Raw genomic sequence first — 22,824 nt, forward strand, 5'->3', positions numbered from 1 at the left:
GGCTGTTGCGCGCATTACACTCGGCTGGTGTGAGCGCCAGTGAGACAACCAGCCGCCGGCTGCGCAAGGATGCGGAGCGCAACCGGGCACGCGTGCTGGAGGCGGCCCGCGAGCTGTTCGCCAGCAAGGGGCTGGAGCCCAACCTCAACGACGTCGCACACCACGCGGGTGTAGGAGTCGGGACCGTCTACCGCAGGTTCGCCACCAAGGAGGAGCTGCTCGAGGCGATCTTCGAAGACGGCCTGAACCAGCTGGCGGACTTGGCGGAGACCGCGCTGCAGCAACCGGACCCCTGGCAGGGTTTCGTGTGGTACGTCGAGCAGATGTGTGAGATCACCGCCACCGATCGCGGACTGCGGGAGATCGCCTTCAGCAAGTCATACGGCGGCGACCGCGTGACAGCCGCCCAGGAACGGCTCATTCCCGTTCAGAAGCGGCTCGTCGAACGAGCACGCCAGGACGGCCGCCTGCGCCCCGAACTGTCCGACACCGACCTGCCGATCTTCGGGCTGCTGGCCGGTACGGTGAGCGAGTTCGCCGGCGATGTCGATGCCGACCTGTGGCGCCGCTTCGTGGCCATCCTCATCGACGGAATGCGCTGCCGCCCTGATCAATTGCCGTTGCCGGTGGCCGCACTCGATGACGACGAAGTCCAGTGTGCGATGCGAAGCTGGGAACCCGCCGGCCCCTGCGGGGAGCGCAGTCGCCCCTGAGGGCTACAGCATCGCCCTACTGATCTTGTCGCTGTCTTTCCCGATCGTCTTGCAGTACGCACTGACCGCGATCTGCGTTCCCGACAGTTCCAGGTTCGACGGCTCGCCACCCTTGGCGTCCTTGAGCATCTTGGACACTTCGGAGCGCTGCTTCTCGTCGCTGTGGCCGTTGAACTCTCCGCAGGTGGTGTCGCCACCTTTGTTGATGACCTTGTCCACCGCCGAGCATCCACCGAGAAGGGCCGTGGCACAGGCAAGGACGGTGACGGCGGCGAGACTGAATCGCTTCCGAGGCTTCACAGGGCCACCCTTCTGGTTTCGATTCGCGCAAGCGGAGCCTACGTCAGCAGCGCCTTCTTGAGCACCTTTCCCATCGCGTTGCGCGGCAGGGCGTCCACAATCCGCACCTCGCGAGGCCGCTTGTGCGCGGAAAGCTGTTGAGCGACATAGTCGATGAGTTCACGGGGCTGCGCAGGTCCGTCCGCTGAGGAGACGACGAAGGCGACGATCCGCTGGCCCAGGTCTTCATCGGGCAATCCGACGACGGCCACTTCGGCGACCGTCGGATGGCCCAGCAGAGCCGTCTCGATCTCCCCGGCCCCGACTCGGAAGCCGCCGGACTTGATCAGATCGACCGATTCGCGGCCGACGATCCGATGCATGCCGTCGCCGTCGATCACCGCCACATCCCCGGTGCGGTACCAGCCATCGGCGTCGAACGCCTCGGCAGTGGCGTCGGGCCGATTGAGATAGCCGTTGAACAGCGTGGGCCCGCGCACCGCGAGCCGCCCGATCGTCGCACCGTCGTGCGGGACCGGACCCCCGTCATCACCGACGAGTTTGGTCTGCACCCCCTGCAACGGCAGACCCACCCATCCCGGGCGGCGCTCGCCGTCGACTCGGGTACTCACGGTGATCAGCGATTCGGTGCTGCCGTACCGCTCGATCGGAGCGTGACCGGTCTGGGCGACCAGGGCGTCGAACACCGGAACGGGCAGCGCCGCACTGCCCGAGACCAACAGCCGCGCCGGTCGCAGCGCCTCGGCGGCAGCGGAGTCGGCCACCACCCGTGACCACACGGTCGGGACCCCGAAATACATGGTGCCGCCGGCGGCTGCATACGCCTCCGGCGTCGGCTTTCCGGTGTGCACGAAACGATTTCCCACCCGCAACGAGCCCAACAGGCCCAACACCAGGCCGTGCACGTGGTACATCGGCAAGCCGTGCACCAGCACGTCATCGGGACTCCACTGCCAGGCCTGGGCCAACGCGTCGAGGTCGGCGGCCAGCGCCCGCCGGCTCAACTGCACACCTTTGGGCGGGCCGGTGGTGCCGGAGGTGTAGATGATCAGGGCGGTGTCTTCGTCATCCACATCGGAAACCCGGGACGACGATCCGGCGCGCGCCGCAAAGTGCGGCAGGCCGGCGAGGTCGTCGGGCCGCTCCCCCAACCAGGCCTGAGCACCCGAGTCACGCAGGATGTGCTGGCGTTCTGCGACCCCGACGTCGGCGGGAACCGGCACCACCGGAACCCCGGCGAGCAGACAGCCGGTGACCGCCAGCACCGTCTGCGCGGTCGGGGTGGCCAAGACCGCGACCGCGGGCGCCCCGGCGACATCTTCGAGCACCGCTCCCGGCGCGGCACTCAACTCGGCACGGCTCAGTGTGGTGTTGTCGATGCGCACCGCATCGGCGAGGTCCGAGGCGTTCGAGCCGTCGGCAGCCAGCGAGGACAGCAGCATCTGAGCGACGTTACCCGGTCGGGAGCGCACGCCCGGCCGCCCTGCCGATCAGCGGCGGACCGCCACAAGTGGTATCAACGAATCAGCTCCCTTAAATTGGTGGGCGCTCTTCAAGGAGAGGCATTCCATGCACGACCAGTCCATCCGCCGGCACGGCACCGCTCGCAGTCAGCGGTTGCCGCGCAATCAGCAGCGCGAGCGGGTGCTGCGGTTGGTGGGCGCCGCCAATGGCGCAGTCGACGCGGCTGAACTCGCCGAGCGGATGAACCTGCACGTCACCACAGTCCGGTTCCACCTCGACGCCCTGTGTGAGGACGGGGCGGTCGCCCGGACCCGTATCAAGCGCGACGGCGTCGGGCGGCCACGCACCGGTTACGTGGCGGTGCGCGACCGGCTGGATTACCGCAGCCTGGCCGAGATCTTGGCGATGGAGCTCGGCGAGACCGCCGCCGAGCGCCAGGAGTGCGCCGAACGGGCTGGCGAACGCTGGGCCGAACGAATCTTGGCCTCCGACAACGGCGTCGCCGAGGGACCCGCCACACGAAACGGATCGACCCCCGACGCCGGCATCGACGAGTGCGCCGACCGGATCGCGGGGATCTTCGCGCGGATGGGGTTCGGCGCGGAACTCACCACGCCGGCCGACGGCGCCGAGGGTCAGCGCACGATCCTGCTGCATTCCTGCCCGGTTCGCGAGATGGCGCGGGCGCACCCAGAGGTCAGCTGCGCCATGCACCGGGGCCTGTTGCGGGGGTTGCTCAACGCCGAGAATGGTCCCGGCGGCACCGCAGAGCTGGAACCGTTCGTCGAGCCGGAGATGTGCATCGCCCGGGTGGCCGGCCGCTGACCTGACAGCGAGGTCTAGCTGCCCGCATAGGCCACCGCGATCTCGCCGGCCAGCCGCGCGTTGGCCAGCACCAGAGCGACGTTGGCGGACACCGATGCGCCGTGCGTCTCGCGGTGAAAGTAATCTAGCAGGAACGGCGTGACGTCCTTGCCGTGCACGTCCGCTGCTTGGGCGGCGGCCAGTCCGTCGGCCAGCACCCGGTCATGCAACTCACGGTCGAGCTCGGCCTCAGCGGGGATCGGGTTGGCCAGCACCAGCCCGAAGCGGTCGGTGCCCAGCCGGTCACGAGCGCGCAGCACCGCGGCGGCCTGCTTCGGCGTCTGGACCCACCAGTCCAGCGAGAATCCGGAGTCGGCGAGGTAGAAGGCCGGAAAGCGGTCGGTGCGGTAGCCGATCACCCCCACCGACAGCGTCTCCAACCGCTCCAACGTGGCGCCGATGTCCAGGATCGACTTCACACCCGAGCACACCACCAGCACCGGAGTGCGCGACAGGGTGGTCAGGTCCGCGGATTCGTCGTAACTGTCCCGCGCACCGCGGTGTACCCCGCCCAGCCCACCGGTGGCGAACACCGTGATGCCCGCCCTCGCCGCCAGGTGCGCGGTCGCGGCGACCGTGGTGGCACCATCCCCGGCCACCGCGGCCAGCATCGCGATCTCGCGGACGCTGACCTTGATCGCCGTACCGCCGGTGGCGATGCGGTGCAGCGCGTCATCGTCCAGGCCGATGTGCGGCTGACCGTCGAGGATCGCGATGGTGGCCGGTACCGCGCCCGCCGAACGCACGGACTGCTCGATCTCTCGGGCGATGCGCAGATTGTCGGGGCGTGGCAGACCGTGGCTGATGATGGTGCTCTCCAACGCCACCACGGCCCGACCGGCGTCCAACGCCTCGGCGACCTCGGGATGGATGCGCATCCGCTCAGCCTATGGCGGACGACGTCTGGCGTGCATCGCTCGTGTCGGGCCACGCTGGTAGCGTCCGCGACTGTTCAGGTTCATGCGGCGGAGTGGAGTGTCGTGGTCGACCAGCAACGCAGGTGGCCGGGGTGGTTCGCCGCGCTCACCGCTGCCCTGCTGATCGCGGCCCCGGCCGCGGCCGACCCGGGTCCGGTCGGCGCCGCCGACCGGTCGCCCGAACTGGCCATGCTCAACGGGCTGCCGATCAAGGGCCGCGCACCCAGAACCGGCTACTCACGCGCCCTGTTCGGCCAGGCGTGGAGCGATGACGTCACGGTGCCCGGCGGGCACAACGGCTGCGACACCCGCAACGACATCCTGCGCCGCGACCTGGTCGACATCGAGTTCAAGCCGGGCACCGCTGACTGCGTGGTGATGTCCGGTGTCCTGCACGATTCCTACACCGGCACCGCGATCCCATTCCAGCGCGGCCGGGGCACCTCCCAGATGGTGCAGATCGACCATGTCGTGGCGTTGTCGGACGCCTGGCAGAAGGGCGCCCAGCAGTGGGATGAGCTCACCCGCCGCAACTTCGCCAACGATCCGGAGAACCTGCAGGCCACCAGCGGGCCCGTCAACGAGCAGAAGGGTGACGGCGACGCAGCCACCTGGCTGCCGCCCGACAAGTCCTACCGCTGCACCTACGTCTCCCGGATCGTGAGGGTGAAGGCCGCTTACGGCCTCTGGGTGACGCAGGCCGAGCACGATGCGATCGAGCGGATTCTCACCGGCGAATGCGGCTCGCCGCCAAGCTAACCCAGCCGGGCCGCCGCCGCAGCGATCCGTTCGTCGGTGGCGGTGAGCGCCGCCCGCACGTACTGCGCGCCGGCCGGCCCGTAGAACTCGCCGGGCGCCACCAGGATGCCGCGTTGCGCCAGCCAGTCGACGGTGTCCCGGCACGGCTCACCGCGCGTGGCCCACAGATAGAGCCCGCCCGCAGACAGCTCGATGGTGAAGCCTGCCGCCTGCATCGCCGGCAGCAGCGTCGCGCGGCGGCGGGCGTAGCGCTCGCGCTGTTCGTGCTCGTGCGCGTCGTCGTCGAGCGCGGCGACCATGGCCGCCTGGATCGGGGTGGGCACCATCATCCCGGCGTGTTTGCGTACTGCGAGCAGCTCGGCCACCACCGCGGCGTCCCCGGCCACGAAGCCGGCTCGGTAGCCCGCCAGCGAGGAGGTCTTCGACAGCGAATGCACTGCCAGCAGGCCGCGGTGGTCACCGTCGCACACCGCCGGGTGCAGCACCGACAGTGGTGGGGCGTCCCAGCCCAGGCCCAGGTAGCACTCATCGGAGACCACCAGGACGTCATGCTCGCGGGCCCAGCCCACGACGGTGCGCAGCTCGTCGGCGGTCGCGATCGCCCCGGTCGGGTTGCTCGGCGAGTTGAGGTACACCAGGGCCGGCGGCGGACCGTCGCGCAGGTGCGGCGTATCGCTGCGCACCCATCGGGCGCCGGCCAGTCGGGCGCCCACTTCGTAGGTCGGGTAGGCCAGCTCGGGGACCACCACCTCGTCCTGGTCTCCGAGGCCGAGCAGGCTCGGCAGCCAGGCGATGAGTTCCTTGGTGCCGATGACGGGCAGCACCGCCGACTCCGCCAGGCCGGTGATCTCGTAGCGCCGTTCCAGGGCGGCGACCGCCGAGGCGCGCAGCGCCGCGGTGCCGGCGGTGGTGGGATACCCGGGCGACGAGGATGCCGCAGCCAGTGCTTCACGGATGACCGGGGCGACCGGGTCGACCGGGGTGCCGACGGACAGGTCCACGATGCCGTCCGGGTGCGCCTTGGCCAGCGCCGTCGCCTCGGCCAGGGTGTCCCACGGAAATGTCGGCAGTGCGGCCGATCTGCCGCGGACGGGACTCATGAGGCGGCGGCGACGCGGGGCGGTTTCATCGGTCCTGATAGTAGAGGCCGCTGTGACGTCGCGACCAGCACGGCTCATCGCCCGCTATGCACTCAGTTGCTGTGCAACTAGTTGCATAGTCCGTTCGCGGCTGCCTATGCTTCCCGCGTGGGCCTTCCGCACGCGATCCTGGTGTCGCTGAGCGAACAGTCGGGTTCGGGCTATGAGCTCGCGCACCGCTTCGACCGCTCGATCGGCTATTTCTGGAGCGCCACCCACCAGCAGATCTACCGGACGCTGCGAGCCATGGAGGCCGACGGCTGGGTGCAGGTCACCGAGGTGGCCCAGCAGGGCCGACCGGACAAGAAGGTCTACACCGTCTCCGAGGCGGGCCGCGCGGAGCTGGCGCGCTGGATTGCCGCCCCGCTGGCCGGGCGTGGAAGTTCGGTGGTGGACAACCGGCTACGCGAACTGGCGGTCAAGATCCGCGGCGCCGGCCACCACGATCGCGCCGCGGTCCGCGCGCAGGCGGTGGACCTGCGCGCCGAACGGGGCGAACGACTGGATGTCTACCGCGCACTGGAGAAGAAGCAGTTCCCGAATCCCGGATCCCTGACGGGTGCCGCGTTGCATCAGTACCTGGTGTTGCGCGGCGGCATTCGCGCGGAAGAGAGCGCCATCGACTGGCTCGACGAGGTCGAACGGGCACTGAGGTGAAGGCGGCAATGTGACAGCGCAACGCATGAATCCCTACCCGCTCCTGATGTCCCCGCTGGACCTGGGTTTCACGACGCTGTCCAACCGGGTGGTCATGGGTTCGATGCACACCGGCCTGGAGGACCGCGCCGGCGACACCGGCAGGCTGGCCGAATACTTCGCGGCGCGTGCTCGCGGCGGCGTGGGTCTGATCATCACCGGCGGCTACGCCCCGAACCGGTCGGGTTGGCTGCTGCCGTTCGCCTCAGCTATGACCACCCGCGCCGACGCGCGACGCCACCGGCGTATCACCGGTGCGGTACACGATGCCGGCGGCAAGATCGCCCTGCAGCTTCTGCACGCGGGACGCTATGCCTACCATCCGTTTTCGGTGAGTGCGTCGAGCATCAAGGCGCCCATCAATCCGTTCCGGCCCAGGGCGTTGTCCACGCGCGCAGTCGAGTCGACGATCGCCGACTTCGCCCGATCCGCCGAACTGGCCCGCGAGGCCGGGTATGACGGCGTCGAGATCATGGGCAGCGAGGGTTACCTGCTCAACCAGTTCCTGGCGCCGCGCACCAACCGACGCTCGGATGCCTACGGCGGCAGCCCCGCCAATCGGCGCCGCTTCCCGGTGCAGATCGTGGCCCGCACGCGCGCGGCCGTCGGCGACGACTTCATCATCTGTTACCGGATGTCGATGGCCGACTACGTCGCAGACGGCCAGAGTTGGGAGGAGATCCTGGCGCTGGCAACCGAAGTCGAGGAAGCCGGCGCCACCATGATCAACTCCGGCTTCGGCTGGCACGAGGCGCGGGTGCCGACCATCGTGACATCGGTCCCCAACAACGCGTTCGTCGACATCAGCAGCGCGGTGGCCGATCACGTCACCATCCCGGTGGTGGCGTCCAACCGGATCAACATGCCGCAGGCCGCCGAGCAGGTCCTCGCCGAGACCTCGGTACGCCTGGTCTCGATGGCCCGCCCGATGCTGGCCGACCCGGACTGGGTCCGCAAGGCCGCCGACGGCCGCGCCGATGAGATCAACACCTGCATCGCGTGTAACCAGGCCTGCCTCGACCACGCCTTCGTACACAAGAAGGTCTCCTGCCTGGTCAACCCCCGGGCAGGTCACGAAACCACGCTGGTGCTCGGTCCGGTGCGACGGCGCCGTCGCGTCGCGGTGGTGGGCGCCGGACCGGCCGGGCTGTCCGCGGCGGTCTCGGCCGCCGAACGCGGTCACCAGGTGACCCTGTTCGAGGCGAACGAACATATCGGCGGCCAATTCGACTTGGCCAGAAGGATTCCCGGCAAGGAAGAGTTCGCCGGCACGATCCGCTACTACACCGCCATGCTGGACAGGTATGCGGTCACGCTATGTCTGGGCAGCCGCGCCCGGGTCGAGGAGTTGACCGGCTTCGACGAGGTGGTGCTGGCCACCGGCGTCACGCCGCGCATCCCTGCGATCCCCGGCATCGAACATCCGATGGTGATGTCGTACGCCGAGGCGATCATGGGCAGACCCGTGGGCTCCTCGGTGGCGGTGGTGGGTGCCGGCGGAATCGGATTCGACGTCAGCGAGTTTCTGGTCGTGGAGAATGCGGAGTCCTCCCCGACGCTGCACCTCAAGGAGTGGAAGGCCGAGTGGGGCGCCGCCGACCCCTGGGATGCCCGAGGCGCGCTGGTGCCACCGGATCCGGCGCCGCCGGCACGCCAGGTCTATCTGTTGGCCCGCACGGCGGGAGCCCACGGCCGCAAGCTGGGCAAGACCACCGGCTGGGTACACCGGGCGTCGTTGAAAGCCAAAGGGGTCCAACAGCTCTCCGGGGTCAACTACGAGCGGATCGATGACGACGGCCTGCACATCAGCTACGGACCGAAGAGGTCACGGCCGCAGCTGCTGGCGGTGGACAACGTGGTGATCTGCGCCGGACAGGAGTCAGTGCGCGACCTCGAGGACGAGCTGCGGAGCCGCGGCGTGAGCCCGCACGTGATCGGCGGTGCAGCGCTGGCGACCGAGCTGGACGCCAAGCGGGCCATCAAGCAGGGCACCGAGCTGGCCGCCCGTCTCTAGGTAGCGCCGGCCAACTCTAGGTAGCGCCGGCCAACCCTCGCCAGCCCGGGCCAACCCCCCCGAGATTGCACTCAGGGCTGCGATTCGGCCGAACCTACGACCCTGGCTGCAATCTCAAGGACGAGGCAGCCGCAACCGACGACACCGGAGCGTAATCGGTGGTGCGCTGCCGCGCCGGGCGGCCGATGCCCTCGGCGATGGACGTCAGCTCCGCGATGGTCTTGGCCGACCCGTGCTCGGAGCCGGCCATCCGCGAGATGGTCTCCTCCATCAGGGTGCCCCCCAGGTCGTTGGCGCCGCCGTTGAGCATCACCTGGGTGCGCTCCACCCCCAACTTGACCCAGCTGGTCTGGATATTGGGGATCCGGCCGTGCAGCATGATCCGCGCCAACGCATGGACCGCCCGGTTGTCGCGATGACTCGGTCCGGGCCGGGCCCCGCCGGCCAGGTACAGCGGCGAGCTCTGGTGCACGAACGGCAGCGGCACAAACTCGGTGAAACCACCGGTGCGGTCCTGTATTCCGCGCAGCACCCGCAGGTGTCCGACCCAGTGCTTCGGCGAGTCGATGTGGCCGTACATCATGGTCGAACTGGACCGCAGCCCCACCTCGTGCGCGGTGGTGACCACCTCCACCCACATCGAGGTCGGCAGCTTGCCTTTGGTGAGCACCCAGCGGATCTCGTCGTCGAGGATCTCAGCGGCGGTGCCCGGAATACTGCCGAGGCCCGCTTCGCGCAGGCTGATCAGCCATTCCCGAACGCTCAAGCCGCTCTTGGACACCCCGTTGGTGATCTCCATCGGCGAGAACGCGTGCACGTGCATCGACGGCACCCGCGCCTTGACCGCACGCACCAGATCGGCGTATCCGGTGACGGGCAGCTCGGGATCGATGCCGCCCTGCATGCAGACCTCGGTGGCACCCGCCACATGTGCCTCGTAGGCGCGTTCGCCGACCTCGGCGTTCGACAGCGAGAACGCGTCGGCGTCCCCCTTGCGCTGGGCGAACGCGCAGAACCGGCAGCCGACGTAGCAGATGTTGGTGAAGTTGATGTTGCGATTGACCACGTAGGTCACGTCGTCACCGACCGTGTCGCGGCGCAACGAGTCTGCCAGTGCGGCAACGGCATCCAACGCCGGGCCGTCCGCGGTGGCCAATGCCAGATACTCGGCGTCGGTGCAACCGCCCGGGTCGCGCTCGGCGGATCGCAGTGCGGCCAGAACATCGGTGTCGACGCGTTCGGGCGCGCGAGCGGCCAGTTGGTGAATCTGTTCGCGAATGGACTCCCAGTCCCCGAAGGCGCTGCCCAGATCACTGCGCGTCTCGGTGGCGCGGCCGTCGACGTCGATCGCGGTGTGCAGGTCCACCCGGCCGGCGGACTGCACCTCGTCGGGCTCCTGCCAGGCCAGCCCGACCGGATTGATGTCGCGGGCCCAGCCGGTGTCCGGGTCGGCCAGCGCCGCCACGTGCGGGCGCACGCGCGGATCGATCCACGCCGCACCGGCCAGCACGTAGTCGGGCTGAGCGGTAAGCCGCTGCACCAGGTCGTAGCCGGCCTGTTCAGTGATGGCGGCCAGGTCGTCCAGCGCCGGCCAGGGCCGCTCCGGATTGACGTGGTCGGGGGTCAGCGGTGACACCCCGCCCCAGTCATCGACCCCGGCGCCGATCAGCGCCAGGCATTCGTCGGCCGACACCAGGTTGGGCGGTGCCTGCACCCGCATCTTGGGGCCCAGCACCAGCCGGGCCACCGCCACGGTGGCCAGGAAGTCCTCGAATCCCGTGTCGGGCACCGCCGCCATCGCGGTGTGCTCCTTGGCCCGGAAGTTCTGCACGATGACTTCCTGAATGTGCCCGAACTCCTTGTGCACCTTTCGGATCGCGTGCAAGGTGTCGGCACGCTCGGCGAGCGTCTCACCGATGCCGACCAACAGGCCGGTGGTGAACGGGATCGAGAGTCGGCCCGCGTCGGCCAGCACGCGCAGGCGGACCACCGGATCTTTGTCCGGGCTGCCGTAGTGGGCCAGGCCCTTGGTCTCGAACAGTCGCCGGGAGGTGGTCTCGAGCATCATGCCCATCGACGGCGCCACCGGCTTGAGTCGTGACATCTCCGACCAGCTCATCACCCCGGGATTCAGGTGCGGCAGCAGACCCGTCTCCTCCAGCACCAGGATGGCCATCGCCCGTACGTAGGCCAGGGTGCTGTCATAGCCGCGCTCGTCCAGCCACTGTCGCGCCTCGGGCCAGCGATCCTCCGGCCGGTCGCCCAGGGTGAACAGCGCCTCCTTGCAACCCAAGTCGGCACCGCGACGGGCGATGTCGAGGATCTCGTCGGGTCCCAGGTACATCTGTTTGCCCTGCGCTCGCAGTACGCCGGGCACGGTGACGAAGGTGCAGTAGTGGCAGGTGTCGCGGCACAGGTGGGTGACCGGGGTGAAGACCTTGCGCGAGTAACTCACCGGCAGCCGGCCACCCGGCCCTCGCCGGCCACCGGACACCAAACCGGCGTCTCTGACGCGGGCGGCGCTCGCGCACAGGTCAGCCAGGTCGCTGCCACGCGCGGTCAGTGCGATCGCGGTTTCCTCGACATTCAACGGCACGCCGTCGCGAGCCCGCCGCAGCACACGGCGCAGTGCCGACCGGCCTGCCGCCTGCGGCGACGCATCGGGCAGATCCGGGGTCAGCGTCACATCCCCATAACCCTGCGCCGCTCGCTGTTCATTCCGCACATCCCATACTTTTCCAGACCCCGGCACGCTTCCTCGATTCAGCAGCAAGGGTACGTGGGACCGGCCGTGGCAGCGACACTGCAACGCCGCTGCGGCCACCGGGGTCCGCAGCACGGAACTCCCCCGAGGTTGCACAAGCCACGGTGCGGCGCTGCTGGCGAAGTGCTCATCCCTACCATCTCGGGACCCGCACCCACTTAGGTGTATTTGAATCTTGCAACTCGGTCCATTGACAACTTTTCCGAACTGTTTTTTACTAGACGGAACGTAAGGAGTTGTCATGAGATTCTCAGCGTCCTCGTGGTTCACGTCCGTGGTTGCGGCAGCGTGCGTGGCCGCTGCTTCCCCCGCGGTCGTCCCGGCGGCAGCGCATGCCGATGTTCAGGCTCCGCCGGCGGCCTTGACCGCGAAAGCCGATCTGCTCGCGGCCTGGGACTCCCTCGCATTTCCCGAAGTCGCCCTCGACGACACCGTCGGGGACGCGGCCGGGATCTTTTACGGACTCGAATGGTTCTTTGCCGACGTGCTGTACGCGTTCAACTCGATCGTCAGCCTGGTGCTGACACCGGTCAGTTGGATTCCCTTCGTCGGCCCGTGGGCAGCGTCATTGATCTGGACTCCGATCAGTTTCGTTGAGTCGATCCTTTGGCAACTGCTCGTAGGCGGCGTGTACTACCCCTATTACCCCTATTACGCCGAGGCCACTGACCCCGGCTTCGCCGCCGAGCTGGCAGAGGTAGCTGCGGCGGACTTCGGCGGACCCGAACCGGCCCTGAACGTCGATGCGCTGGGGCTCGTCATCGATGTGCTCGAGGCGGATGTCAGCGTGCTCGGATTCGATCTCGATACGTTCGGGGTGGACCCGGATCCGCTCGGAGTTGAGGGCAGTGCGCCGGGAGACGGTGTGTCCGACCTCGGCGAACTCGTCGAGGAAGTCAGTGAGACGCTGCTGAGCCTGCTCGGGTAGCCCCGGCTGGTGCCTACCCCTTGGACGGGGTGGCCACCGGCCGGCGGAGCCGCCACAGCAGCCAGCCGGGCGGCGCGCTGCCGAGCACGATCATCAGCAGCACGCCATAGGCCATCACGCCGCGGTCGGCGAAAATCAGGTCGTCGCCCGGCCCGCCGAGGGTCATCAGCGCGATGGTCAGCAACCAGGTCCACAGCGGCAGCACCGCCAACCGCAGCGAGGTCGTGCAGCGCTGCGCCAACCACACCAGGCCGGCGTTGACCAGGCCCCCGATCAGAGCACTGAGCGGAAAGGGAACGGTGCCGAGGTGGGCGGGCAACAGCAGCGCGGTGGCCACGGCGCAGAGCGCGCCATCAACGGCGAGCAGTGCCAGCACGACAAAGTTGAATGCCGGCGGATCGGTGGGCATCGCGGGCTCGGTGAGCGACGCGATTGAACTCAAGTGGGGATGCTCTCCAGCTGGCTGACCAACGAACCGACCATCCACTGGTAGCTGTCGAGCCACCACTGCCAATGCTCCAAGTTCGGGTCCAGATCGGGATCCATACCTCTGCCTTGCCTCTGCGTTGCGGGACGTGCTCAGCAGGAGCCTACCCTGTGGGCCGCGTCCTCGAGCTCAAGTCCGGCCAGCAGATCGGTTTCCCATCCCCGGGCGTCGCGCGGACCGGCCTCCCCGGCGACCAAGACGTAATGCTCGGTGTCCACGATCGGCTGAACCACGTTGTTCGACAGCGCGAATGCCCGGCCGGTCGGCCCGACCGTGATCTGGGTGGCGTGGGCCTTCATGGCTGCCACCTTGGCCGCGCGAGCCTGCGGTGCCTCGATCACCGCGTCGATCCGCTCATCCGGGAAGTCCCCGACCGCCTGCTCGGGCCCGTCGGCCGGCAACGTCCAATGCGGCAGCCGATCGGTGTCGCGCAGTGCTGCCAAGGCGGATCGCCGGGCGCTGCCGGCGGTCACCGTCCAGTAGAACTTCGGCGTGGACCACCCTTCCCCTGCTGCGGCGGCCAGCGCCGCCGTGGTGACGTGATGGGCGTGGATGTGATCGGGATGGCCGTACCCGCCGTTCGGGTCGTAACCGACCACCACGTGTGGGCGAAGCGTCCGGATGATGGCCGCCAGCGCTGAAACGGTCTCGGCATCGTCGGCGTCGATGAACCGCTGCTGTCGGCGCGCGGGAGTGCCGGTCATACCCGAGTCACGCCAGCGGCCCGCGCCGCCGAGGAACTCCGGCCCGCCGATTCCCAGCGCGCGCAGCGCTGCGGTCAGCTCACTTATCCGGTAACCGCCCAGCTGGTCGGCGCCGTCCACCGCCAGGTGCGCCCAACGGTCCCCGATGACCTCGCCTTCCTCCCCGAGCGTGCAGGTCACCACATGCACGTCGGCGCCACGCGCGGCATAATGGGCGATCGTCGCCCCGGTCGTCAGAGTTTCGTCATCGGGGTGGGCATGCACGAACAGCAATCGTGGAATCGGATCCGACACGCCGAAACCCTACCGCCGCACGGCCGAACGGGCCGGCTGGCCAGATCCGATCAGAACAGCCCGTCGAGCAGCCAATCCCAGTCGATGCTGCCCAACAGCAACGACAGGTTGTCATCTTGGATCGCGTCGACGACCTGGTTGACCTGGTCCGGACTGAACCCGAGCATGGTCGTCCAGTCGGCGTTGAGGATCTCCGGGTCGAAGTGGCCGAGCAGGGTGTCCTGCGGGTTGTAGCTGATGCCCAACATGGTGTTGAACGCGGCCTCGTTCTGCGCCAGCACCGAGTTGTTGAGGCTGAAGATCCAGTTCACCAGGTCGTCGAACTCAGGGTTGTCGCCGAACAGCCGCTCGGCAGCGGCCATCTGCGCCTCCACCAGGGCCCTGTTGAACTCCGCCTCCATCGCGATGATGGAGGAGTTCAACGCCTGCTGCGTGTCCGGGAGGGCCTGCAGGATGAAGCTGAAGTTAGCTGCCACGTCGGCCGCTGCAGCATTGACCGCCTGCCCGCTGCCGCCACCGAACACTCCGGCAGACGGGAGTTCCAACCCAGCCAGGTCGGGGGTGAATGGCACCCCGATCGGCAGGTTCTGCGGGTCGAAGCTCCCCCCGAGCAGCTCATTCACCACAGATTCGTCCACCACACCCGCATCGAATGTGGCGCCGGTTCCATAGGCGTCATCCCCATTGCCGAAGATCAAAGAGCCCACGTTGATGTACTCGGCTTCCGCACCGACGCTGCCGACGATGTCCGGGCGGACGTGATTCTCGATGATGTCGAGAGAAGGAGTTACGTCGATGTTCACCGCGGTCAGGTCGATTTCACGAATCTGAACATCGGGCAGGGCGGGGGTCATCGACGTCAGCACTGCGACCAGGCTGCCGACACCCAGAGCTGCGACCGTCACTGTGGCCCAGCGGTGAGTGAGGTATTCCATTGACAATGCCCCCTCCGACGAGTCCCGCGCAGGTTGCTTAATCTTACCCAAGAATTGCCTGTGCGCAAGGATTCGTTAACGGTGGTTCAGGGGTGGTACCGCTAACGGAGTTTGACCCAGTTTCCGGCGTCGCCGACGATCCCGACCGGTACCGCCCCGGTCAGGCCGACGTTGGCCACGGTCGGCCCGACAGCCACGATCGTGGTGTCCTGCAGAATCGGCAACACGGTCGCCATGTTCCACAGTCGGGGCTCCACGGAGGCGATCACATCGTTGATGGATTTGCTGCCGTCGAGGGCCGCATCGATCTCGGCCTGAATGGCGTGGTCACAGACACCGGTGACGTTCGACGGCGCCTGTACCAGCGCCTTAGGCGCCGGCGGCGGCGGGGGCGGCGGAACCTTCGCGGTGGTCGAGGTCGGCGCCGGAGACTGCGAGGCCGGAGTCGCCGAGGGAGTCGGCGTGGGGCTGCCCGCCGCCGGCACCGTCGTGGGAGCCAGCGCACCGCAGCCGTACCGCGACGCCAGCAGCGTCGCCAAGTCACCGCCGGCCTGCTGCCAGCCGACGATCGCATCGACCTGGTGGGTGGCCAGCGCTTCCCGGTAAAGCTTCACCGGGTCCAGCGCGAGAACCGTGGCGGCAAGGCCGACGTTGCGCAATTGGTCGGCAGCGGTGTTGGCCACGGCCTGTGAGGTGGGATCGTTGGCCGCCACCCCGATGACCAGCGACAGTTGTTCTCCGCCCTTGCTGATCCGTCCCCGGGTGATCTCCGGCGGGTGGGGCATGCCGGTGGTAGAGCCCACCGGGGGAACCAGCGCGGACGGGGGCGCATCCTTTTCGACGCGGTAGCCGGCCGCCTGCAGCAGCGCCAGGGCGGCCGCTTCGGACATCGCCGGTGGCGCCGTGGGCACGTAGCCGGGGTCGCTGGGGGTGCGGATCTGCGCCTGGTCCAAGGTGACCGTGTTGTCACTGCCGGCACCCACCGTCGCCAACAGGCCGACGTCGAGCAGTCCCAGAATGGCCCGGCGCACCCGCACATCGGCCAGCTTGGGCTCCGATGCGCGCAGCGCGAGCTGCATGACTCGCGGCGTGACCACCCGGGCGGTCTGTACTCCCGGGATCACCGAGAGCTGAGCGAACGCCGCCGAGCCGCCGTGCACCTGGGCGACCTGGGTGTCACCGTTGCGCATGGAATCGGCCAGTGCAGCGGCGGACCCAGCACGGCGGAACAGGACCAGGTCCGGTTTGGCCGGCGGGCCCCAGTAGCGGTCGTTGCGGGCCAGCAGGATCGCGTCGCGCTGCGGGTCGATGTTCTCCACCCGGAACTGGCCGCCGGTGACCGGCAGTGCCCGGGCCAGACCGGCCGGGAAACCGCCGGGCACGTCCTTGACGATGTGTGCGGGCAGGATGTTGCTGAACAGCTCCCGCCATGCCGGGTACGGCTTGGCGAAAGTGACCACCACCTGCTTGCCGCCTTCGACGGAGTGCACACCGGTGATCAGGTCATAGCCCGCCGGATCGACGACACCGGGCTGGGTGACCATCTGCTGCCACAGGTACCAGAAGTCGTCGGCGGCTATCGGCGCGTTGTCGGTCCAGGACGCCTCGGGCCGGATCCGGTAGGTCACCGTGAACGGCTCCTCGGACGTCACCGCGGCCGACACCAGCAGGGTCGGGTCCATCTCCCACCGCGAGCCGGTGGGGGTGCTGGCGTCCGGGATGGGCCGAAACGCGCTGGGCAGCACCAACGCGCTGATCGCGGCGGTGACCGCCGACAGGTCTGAACGCAGATGCGGATTGAAACCGGCGCCGATCGAATCGATGCCCATGATGATCTGGCTGATCCGCTGCGGAGGCGGCACCGCGCTCTTGGGAGTTTCGGTGCTCTGCGGCGCCGGCGGCGGATTGACCGTGCACGCCTGCGTCAGCACCAGCATCGTCACCGAAACCAGTGCGCCGGCCGTGATACGGGCGCGGCGGACAGATTTCGGCACGGCCACCAGGGTATCTGGGCGGCGGTCGTGGCGCGAAGACCGTCGAGCAGCGCGCAAAACCGCGCCCGACTACTGGTTCTTGGCCCGCGAGCGGCTGCGCGCCCGCAGCGTGGCATCCAATTCGACCTTGCGGACCCGGACCACCTCTGGGGTGACCTCGACGCATTCGTCGGCCGCGCAGAACTCCATCGCCTGCTCCAGATCGAGCTCGATCGGACGGGCCAGCGTCTCCATCACATCGGCCGTCGACGACCGCATGTTGGTGAGCTTCTTCTCCTTGGTGACGTTGATGTCGAGGTCCTCGGCGCGCGGGTTGATCCCGACCACCATGCCCTGATAGGTGTCCTGGCCCGGTTCGACGAAGAACTGCCCACGGTCGGCCAACTGGATCAGTGCGAACGGGGTGATGGTCCCGGCCCGGTCACTGACCAGCGACCCGGTGTGCCGAGCGCGAATCTCGCCGGCCCACGGCTGGTAGCCCTCGAACACCGCATTGGCGATGCCGGTGCCGCGAGTCTCGGTGAGAAAGTCGGTGCGCCAACCGATCAGACCACGGCTGGGGATGATGAACTCCATGCGCACCCACCCGGTGGTGTGGTTGGCCATCTCGGTCATCCGGCCTTTGCGGGCTGCCGCCAGCTGAGTGATGGCGCCGACGTACTCCTCGGGACAGTCGACGGTCAGGTGCTCGAACGGCTCGTGCACCTTGCCGTCGATCTTCTTGGTCACCACCTGCGGCTTGCCGACGGTCAGCTCGAAACCCTCGCGGCGCATCTGCTCGACGAGGATGGCCAGCGCCAGCTCGCCACGGCCCTGCACCTCCCAGGCGTCGGGACGGCCGATGTCGACCACCCGGATCGACACGTTGCCGATCAGCTCGGTGTCCAGCCGTGACTTGACCATCCGCGCGGTCAGCTTGTGCCCGGAGACCTTGCCGGCCAGCGGTGAGGAGTTGGTGCCGATGGTCACCGAGATCGCCGGCTCGTCGACGGTGATGCGCGGCAATGCGACCGGTGCGGCCAGATCGGCCAGGGTGTCACCGATCATGATGTCGCTGATACCGGCGACGGCGACGATGTCCCCGGCGCCGGCCTCCTCGGTCGGGGTGCGTTCGACACCCACGGTGACCAGCAGCTCGGTGATCTTCGCGGTGGTGGTCACCGGTTCGCCGTCGACCTCACGCATCCAGGCGACCTGCTGGCCCTTGCGGATGCGGCCGTTGTAGACCCGGATCAACGCCAGTCGGCCCAGGAATGGCGAGGCATCCAGGTTGGTGACCAGCGCCTGCAGCGGCGCCTCCGGGTCGCCCGACGGCGGCGGGACGTGCTCGAGCAGCACGTCGAACAGCGGGTCGAGGTTGTCGCCGTCCGGAATGGAGCCGTCGGCGGGGGCGGTGGTGCTGGCCACCCCGGCACGGCCGGAGGCGTAGAGCGTCGGCAGGCCCAGGGCGTGCTCGGCGGCGGCCTGCGCGTCGTCGTCGAGGTCGCTGGCCACGTCGAGCAGCAGGTCATGGCTGGCGTCGACCACCGCGGCGATGCGGGCGTCGGGCCGGTCGGTCTTGTTGACCACCAGGATCACCGGCAGATGAGCGGCCAGCGCCTTGCGCAGCACGAATCGGGTCTGCGGCAGCGGCCCCTCGGACGCGTCGACCAGCAGGACTACGCCGTCGACCATGGACAGCCCGCGCTCCACCTCGCCGCCGAAGTCGGCGTGGCCCGGGGTGTCGATCACGTTGATGATGGTGACGGTCCCGTCAGGATTGTGGCGATGCACGGCCGTGTTCTTGGCCAGGATCGTGATGCCTTTTTCCCGCTCCAGGTCACCGGAGTCCATGATGCGCTCTTTGGCGTCATCGCCGCGCTGTTGGAGGGCCCCGGACTGGCGGAGCATGGCGTCGACCAGAGTCGTCTTGCCGTGGTCTACGTGCGCGACGATGGCGACGTTACGAAAGTTCACCGGGCGATTCTGCCAGCGCACCCTGTCAATCGCGAAAACGTGAAAGCCACGTCACAGCCCCAGGGGGGAATCCGCGGAGAACCTTTCGAGCTCCTTGAGGTGCAGTTCGGTCAGCGATTGCAGGCACTGCGCCGCCGTTTCGGTGAGCTGCAGCCTGATCACCCGCTGGTCGCCGGCGTCGCGGACCCGGGTGACCAAGCCTGCGGCTTCGGCCCGCTGGATCAGCTCTCCGGCGCTGTGGTGGCGCAGCAGCAGATAATCCGCGATGTCGCCGACTGTCGGGCCGCGCGAGTCGCTGTGGCCGCGGATCGCCAGCAGCAACTGGTGTTGCGCAGGGGTGAGTCCGGCTGCTTGCGCCTGATCGGCGCTCCACCGTTCAAAGCGCCGCAGCCGCGTGCGGAACGCGAGCAGCCGGGCATAGACCTCGTCAGGCAGTGACACATAGGTAACTTTATGCTGCCGCCCGACGTCGCGCGCAGCCCAGCTCAGCTGTGCCGTGATCGAGATCTCAGCCGCCGGCCCCTTCGATGGCCGATTCCTCCAGCCCCTTAGTGGCGGATTGCACCAGCTGATCGGGGCAGTACACCTGAGCGGCGATTCCCACGAACTGGGAACCGTGCTCGGTCGTCAGGCCGGGGTTGTTGGCCTTGAGACCCTCAAGCACTTTCGGGCTGGGCTTGCCGTCGGCGATGAGCCCGCACACCACTTTTGCCGCGTTGATGGCCTGATCGGGGCTTTTGTAGGTGATACCGGCCGCCTGCAGCGACACCAGGAAAGTGTTGTCGGTGTCGGTGAGCTCGGCGGGTGCAGGGGGTTCGGCATGAGCCGGCACCGCGAGGCAGACACAGCCAAGCGCGCCGAACAGCGCTGCGCGGATCTTCACCAGCCCCTCCTTTGCGGTCGTGAGCCCATCGGTTGATTCCTCCTTGCGACGTCGCGGCTGCGGTAGACGATGTACGGCCGAAACAGATATCCGATCGGCGCACTGAATGCGTGTACCAGACGAGTGAAAGGCCACAGCGCAAACAATGTCAACGCAATCACGACGTGAATTTGGTAATAGAGCGGCGCCTGCAGCATCAGATCTCCGCGTGGATCGAGCGTGAAGATCGACCGGAACCACACCGAGACCGTCTGCCGGTAGTCGTGCGCCTCGCCGTACGCGGTGGTGCCCATCAGGGTGCAGCTCATTCCGGCTACCAGCGCACACACCAGCACCGCGTACATCAGCTTGTCGTTGACACTGGTGGCCTTGAACACCGAGCGCTCGGTGCGGCGCCGGTAGATCAGCAGCCCGACCCCGACCAGCGTGGCGATGCCGGCGGGCAGGCCCAGGATCAGCGCCTGCAGGTGATAGAGCCGATCGCTCAAGCCCAGCGCTTCGGTCCAGGACTCCGGGACGAAGAGCCCGATGATGTGCCCGGCGATCACCACGAAGCTGCCGAAGTGGAACATCGGGCTGCCGATCCGCAGCAGCTTGGACTCGTACAGCTGCGACGAGCGGGTGGTCCACCCGAACTTGTCGTACTTGTATCGCCACCAGGTGGCGACACCCGCCACGGCCATCACGAAGTACGGCACGATGTCCCACCACAGCTCCCCGGCGCTGACCGCGTCGCTCATCGGGTCGGCACCTTCGGCATCCCGAGCGATACGGCCGCCGTGAAGGGCTGCAGCCCAACAGCTTCTGCCGGCGGCCCGGACGCCATCAGCTGACTCACGTCCTGCACCTCCTGATCGGTAGCCGCCGGCAGCGTCCGGCAGACTGCGCCCACAGCGAAGGCGTACGGCGACCCCGCTTGGTTCAATGCACGGTGCAGCACGTCGATCGGCGCGCGGTGCGCCAGCAGCAGCCGACGGCCGGCCTGCGGATCCACCGTCGCGGCGAACTCCAGCACCACCGGCAGGTGATCTGGAGCCTCCCCCGCGGGCGGCTCGGCGCCGGCCTCGCGGTAGGCGGTGGCGAAAGCCAGCATCTGCATCCCGCGGTTGCGGGTGTCACCGCCGGTCCAGTAGGTCAGAAACATCGTGGAGCGGCGCCGCATGTCGAAGGTCTCGACGTAGTCGACTGCGGCGGTCATCGGGTCTGCTGCGCGCAGCGCAGCCACCGTGCGCCGCAACAGGTTCGCCGCCGACTCCTCGGCGTGAGCGAGCAACGCCTCGACGGTGTCGAGCCGCTGGGGCAGCTGCTCGTCCGGGTAGGACAGCAGCAGCGAGGCCGCCTGCCACACCGCCCGGTCGGCAGGACCGCCGGGTGGGCGTCGCAGGGAGTGAATGAATCGCTTCACTGGTGCTCCGGGAACATCTCCGGCACGGCCCGCTCTCCCCCGCCCCAGTTGAGCAGGTTGGTCCGGCCCCGTGGCCGCTGCGCAGGCCCGTTCTCGACCAGATGGAACGAGGACTTCGCGACGTCATCGGCGCTGACGAAGGGATCCTCGCCGTACCCCTGAGGACCGCCGGTGATCGAGCAACCCAGGTGTTCGAGGTCATGGGCCTGTTGGCTGTAGGCGGTGGGAATCACGTAACGCTCTTCGTATTTCGCGATCGCGAGGAGGCGGTACATGTTGTACATCTCTTCCTCGGTCATGCCGACCGAGGCTGGTATGTGCGGTTGGGTCTCGCGGCCCAGGCTGATGTCACGCATGTAGGAGCGCATCGCGGCAAGCCGTCGCAGCACGCCCTCGACTACGCCTGTGTCACCCGCGGTGAACAGTTCTGCGAGGTAGGCCATCGGGATTCGCAGTGCTGAAAGCGCCCCGAAGAGGTTGCCCAGGTCTTCGCCGTCGTGCCCGTCGCGGCTGACGGCATCGACGACGGGAGACAGCGGCGGGATGTACCAGACCATCGGCATGGTCCGGTATTCCGGGTGCAGAGGCAACGCCACCTGAAAGGTGTTGATCAGCGCGTAGATCGGCGATCGTTGCGCGGCCTGGATCCAGGCGTCGGAGATGCCCCCGGCCCGCGCGCCCGCGATCACCTGCGGGTCGGTCGGGTCTAGGAACACTGCGCGTTGTGCCTCATACAGGTCGGTGTCGTCGGCGACCGAGGCCGCTTCGAGCACCTTGTCTGCGTCGTACAGCACCAGTCCGATGTAGCGCAGCCGGCCCACGCAGGTCTCCGAGCACACCGTCGGCAGGCCGACTTCGATACGCGGATAACAGAAATGGCACTTCTCGGCCTTGCCGGTCTTGTGGTTGAAGTACACCTTCTTGTAAGGACATCCCGAAACGCACAGCCGCCAGCCACGACAGCGGTCCTGGTCGACCAGCACGATGCCGTCTTCCTCGCGCTTGTAGATGGCCCCGGTCGGGCACGACGCCACGCATGACGGATTCAGGCAGTGCTCACAGATCCGCGGTAGGTAGAACATGAAGGTCTCTTCGAACTCGCTTTTGACCTGGTCACTGACCTTCGCCAGGATCGGGTCATTGGCCAGCGTCTCGGGCGCCCCAGCGAGATTGTCGTCCCAGTTGGGTCCCCACTGGATCTTCATCGGTTCGCCGGTGATCGAACTCTTGGGCGCCGCAACCGGAATGGTGTCGCCCAGCGGAGCGGCTGTCAGGTTCTCGTAGTCGTAGGTCCACGGCTCGTAGTAGTCCTTCAACCCCGGCAGGTTGGGGTTGGCGAAGATGTTCAGCAGCTTGTGGTAGCGGCCGCCGGCCAGCAGACGCAGCCGGCCCTTCTTGTCGAGCGTCCAACCGCCCTTCCAGTGGCTCTGGTCTTCGTAGGTCCGCGGATAGCCACCGCCGGGGCGGGTTTCGACATTGTTGAACCAGACGTATTCGGTTCCCTCGCGGTTGGTCCAGGCCTGTTTGCAGGTCACCGAACAGGTATGGCAGCCAATACATTTGTCCAGGTTCATCACCATGGCCATCTGCGCCATTACTTTCATCGCC

The 22,824-nt window shown here is 67.9% G+C and carries 20 protein-coding genes and 1 pseudogene; 6 read left to right on the plus strand and 15 right to left on the minus strand.

Annotation, left to right across the window (positions count from 1 at the left end; all coding sequences use genetic code 11):
* Positions 1-29: 29 nt before the first annotated feature.
* Positions 30-713, plus strand: coding sequence for a TetR/AcrR family transcriptional regulator (locus AWC18_RS16115; protein WP_064998952.1), 684 nt, complete (start codon positions 30-32; stop codon positions 711-713).
* Positions 714-716: 3 nt separating this feature from the next.
* On the opposite strand, the gene AWC18_RS16120 is transcribed toward AWC18_RS16115, so the two are convergent.
* Both AWC18_RS16120 and AWC18_RS16125 read right to left on the minus strand, forming a co-directional pair.
* Positions 717-1,013 carry a hypothetical protein gene (locus AWC18_RS16120; RefSeq protein ID WP_085139379.1) on the minus strand — a complete coding sequence of 99 codons (297 nt, stop codon included), beginning with the start codon at positions 1,011-1,013 and terminating at the stop codon, positions 717-719.
* A gap of 38 nt (positions 1,014-1,051) precedes the next feature.
* Positions 1,052-2,455 (minus strand): acyl-CoA synthetase, encoded by a 1,404-nt coding sequence (locus AWC18_RS16125; protein ID WP_085139380.1) that lies wholly within the window; start codon positions 2,453-2,455, stop codon positions 1,052-1,054.
* A gap of 127 nt (positions 2,456-2,582) precedes the next feature.
* Here AWC18_RS16125 and AWC18_RS16130 point away from each other — a divergent pair, with 127 nt between their 5' ends.
* Positions 2,583-3,302, plus strand: a complete 720-nt coding sequence (locus AWC18_RS16130; RefSeq protein WP_085139381.1) for a helix-turn-helix transcriptional regulator — start codon at positions 2,583-2,585, stop codon at positions 3,300-3,302.
* A 14-nt stretch (positions 3,303-3,316) separates the two neighbouring features.
* Here the strand turns inward: AWC18_RS16130 and AWC18_RS16135 are convergent, their stop codons facing one another.
* Entirely contained in the window at positions 3,317-4,219 is a 903-nt protein-coding gene (locus tag AWC18_RS16135; protein ID WP_064998948.1) for a pseudouridine-5'-phosphate glycosidase, read from the minus strand.
* Positions 4,220-4,381: 162 nt separating this feature from the next.
* On the opposite strand from AWC18_RS16135, the pseudogene AWC18_RS16140 reads away from it, so the two are divergent.
* Positions 4,382-5,005: pseudogene (locus AWC18_RS16140) on the plus strand (GmrSD restriction endonuclease domain-containing protein); the annotation flags it as partial.
* Positions 5,006-5,013: 8 nt separating this feature from the next.
* Here AWC18_RS16140 and dapC read toward each other — a convergent pair.
* The gene (dapC, locus tag AWC18_RS16145; protein ID WP_085139382.1) at positions 5,014-6,117 is read right to left on the minus strand and encodes a succinyldiaminopimelate transaminase; all 1,104 of its coding nucleotides are present in this window, start codon (positions 6,115-6,117) and stop codon (positions 5,014-5,016) included.
* 147 nt (positions 6,118-6,264) lie between these two features.
* Between dapC and AWC18_RS16150 the strand changes: the two genes are divergently transcribed.
* On the plus strand, positions 6,265-6,813 hold the full coding sequence (locus AWC18_RS16150; protein WP_064998946.1) for a PadR family transcriptional regulator: 549 nt from the start codon (positions 6,265-6,267) through the stop codon (positions 6,811-6,813).
* Between the two features lie 25 nt (positions 6,814-6,838).
* Positions 6,839-8,866, plus strand: a complete 2,028-nt coding sequence (locus AWC18_RS16155) for an NADPH-dependent 2,4-dienoyl-CoA reductase (protein WP_085139383.1) — start codon at positions 6,839-6,841, stop codon at positions 8,864-8,866.
* Between the two features lie 94 nt (positions 8,867-8,960).
* On the opposite strand, the gene AWC18_RS16160 is transcribed toward AWC18_RS16155, so the two are convergent.
* Positions 8,961-11,552, minus strand: coding sequence for a bifunctional FO biosynthesis protein CofGH (locus tag AWC18_RS16160; protein WP_234806560.1), 2,592 nt, complete (start codon positions 11,550-11,552; stop codon positions 8,961-8,963).
* Between the two features lie 319 nt (positions 11,553-11,871).
* On the opposite strand from AWC18_RS16160, the gene AWC18_RS16165 reads away from it, so the two are divergent.
* On the plus strand, positions 11,872-12,558 hold the full coding sequence (locus AWC18_RS16165; protein WP_133055002.1) for a hypothetical protein: 687 nt from the start codon (positions 11,872-11,874) through the stop codon (positions 12,556-12,558).
* Between the two features lie 13 nt (positions 12,559-12,571).
* Here AWC18_RS16165 and AWC18_RS16170 read toward each other — a convergent pair whose 3' ends face one another.
* From AWC18_RS16170 to narH, 10 genes are all read right to left on the minus strand, one after another.
* Positions 12,572-12,967: a hypothetical protein gene (locus AWC18_RS16170; protein WP_234806561.1), complete on the minus strand. Its 396-nt coding sequence runs from the start codon at positions 12,965-12,967 to the stop codon at positions 12,572-12,574.
* 170 nt (positions 12,968-13,137) lie between these two features.
* Positions 13,138-14,043 carry an N-acetyl-1-D-myo-inositol-2-amino-2-deoxy-alpha-D-glucopyranoside deacetylase gene (mshB, locus tag AWC18_RS16175; protein ID WP_085139386.1) on the minus strand — a complete coding sequence of 302 codons (906 nt, stop codon included), beginning with the start codon at positions 14,041-14,043 and terminating at the stop codon, positions 13,138-13,140.
* 50 nt (positions 14,044-14,093) lie between these two features.
* Complete coding sequence (locus tag AWC18_RS16180) at positions 14,094-14,978, minus strand: hypothetical protein (protein WP_082961197.1); 885 nt, start codon at positions 14,976-14,978, stop codon at positions 14,094-14,096.
* Between the two features lie 101 nt (positions 14,979-15,079).
* On the minus strand, positions 15,080-16,978 hold the full coding sequence (locus AWC18_RS16185; protein WP_109560111.1) for an ABC transporter family substrate-binding protein: 1,899 nt from the start codon (positions 16,976-16,978) through the stop codon (positions 15,080-15,082).
* A 63-nt stretch (positions 16,979-17,041) separates the two neighbouring features.
* Positions 17,042-18,928, minus strand: a complete 1,887-nt coding sequence (gene typA, locus AWC18_RS16190) for a translational GTPase TypA (protein ID WP_064998943.1) — start codon at positions 18,926-18,928, stop codon at positions 17,042-17,044.
* A gap of 51 nt (positions 18,929-18,979) precedes the next feature.
* The gene (locus tag AWC18_RS16195) at positions 18,980-19,369 is read right to left on the minus strand and encodes a MarR family winged helix-turn-helix transcriptional regulator (protein WP_064998942.1); all 390 of its coding nucleotides are present in this window, start codon (positions 19,367-19,369) and stop codon (positions 18,980-18,982) included.
* Between the two features lie 67 nt (positions 19,370-19,436).
* Complete coding sequence (locus AWC18_RS16200) at positions 19,437-19,811, minus strand: DUF732 domain-containing protein (protein WP_082961196.1); 375 nt, start codon at positions 19,809-19,811, stop codon at positions 19,437-19,439.
* On the minus strand, positions 19,808-20,551 hold the full coding sequence (gene narI / locus AWC18_RS16205; RefSeq protein WP_064998941.1) for a respiratory nitrate reductase subunit gamma: 744 nt from the start codon (positions 20,549-20,551) through the stop codon (positions 19,808-19,810). Before narI ends, AWC18_RS16200 begins: the two co-directional genes overlap by 4 nt.
* Positions 20,548-21,216 (minus strand): nitrate reductase molybdenum cofactor assembly chaperone, encoded by a 669-nt coding sequence (gene narJ, locus AWC18_RS16210; RefSeq protein WP_064998940.1) that lies wholly within the window; start codon positions 21,214-21,216, stop codon positions 20,548-20,550. The genes narI and narJ overlap by 4 nt, the downstream gene beginning before the upstream one ends.
* Positions 21,213-22,820 (minus strand): nitrate reductase subunit beta, encoded by a 1,608-nt coding sequence (gene narH, locus AWC18_RS16215; protein ID WP_085139387.1) that lies wholly within the window; start codon positions 22,818-22,820, stop codon positions 21,213-21,215. Before narH ends, narJ begins: the two co-directional genes overlap by 4 nt.
* Positions 22,821-22,824 lie beyond the last annotated feature (4 nt).

Source organism: Mycolicibacter nonchromogenicus, from assembly GCF_002101775.1.
In the GTDB taxonomy this organism is placed as follows: domain Bacteria; phylum Actinomycetota; class Actinomycetes; order Mycobacteriales; family Mycobacteriaceae; genus Mycobacterium; species Mycobacterium nonchromogenicum.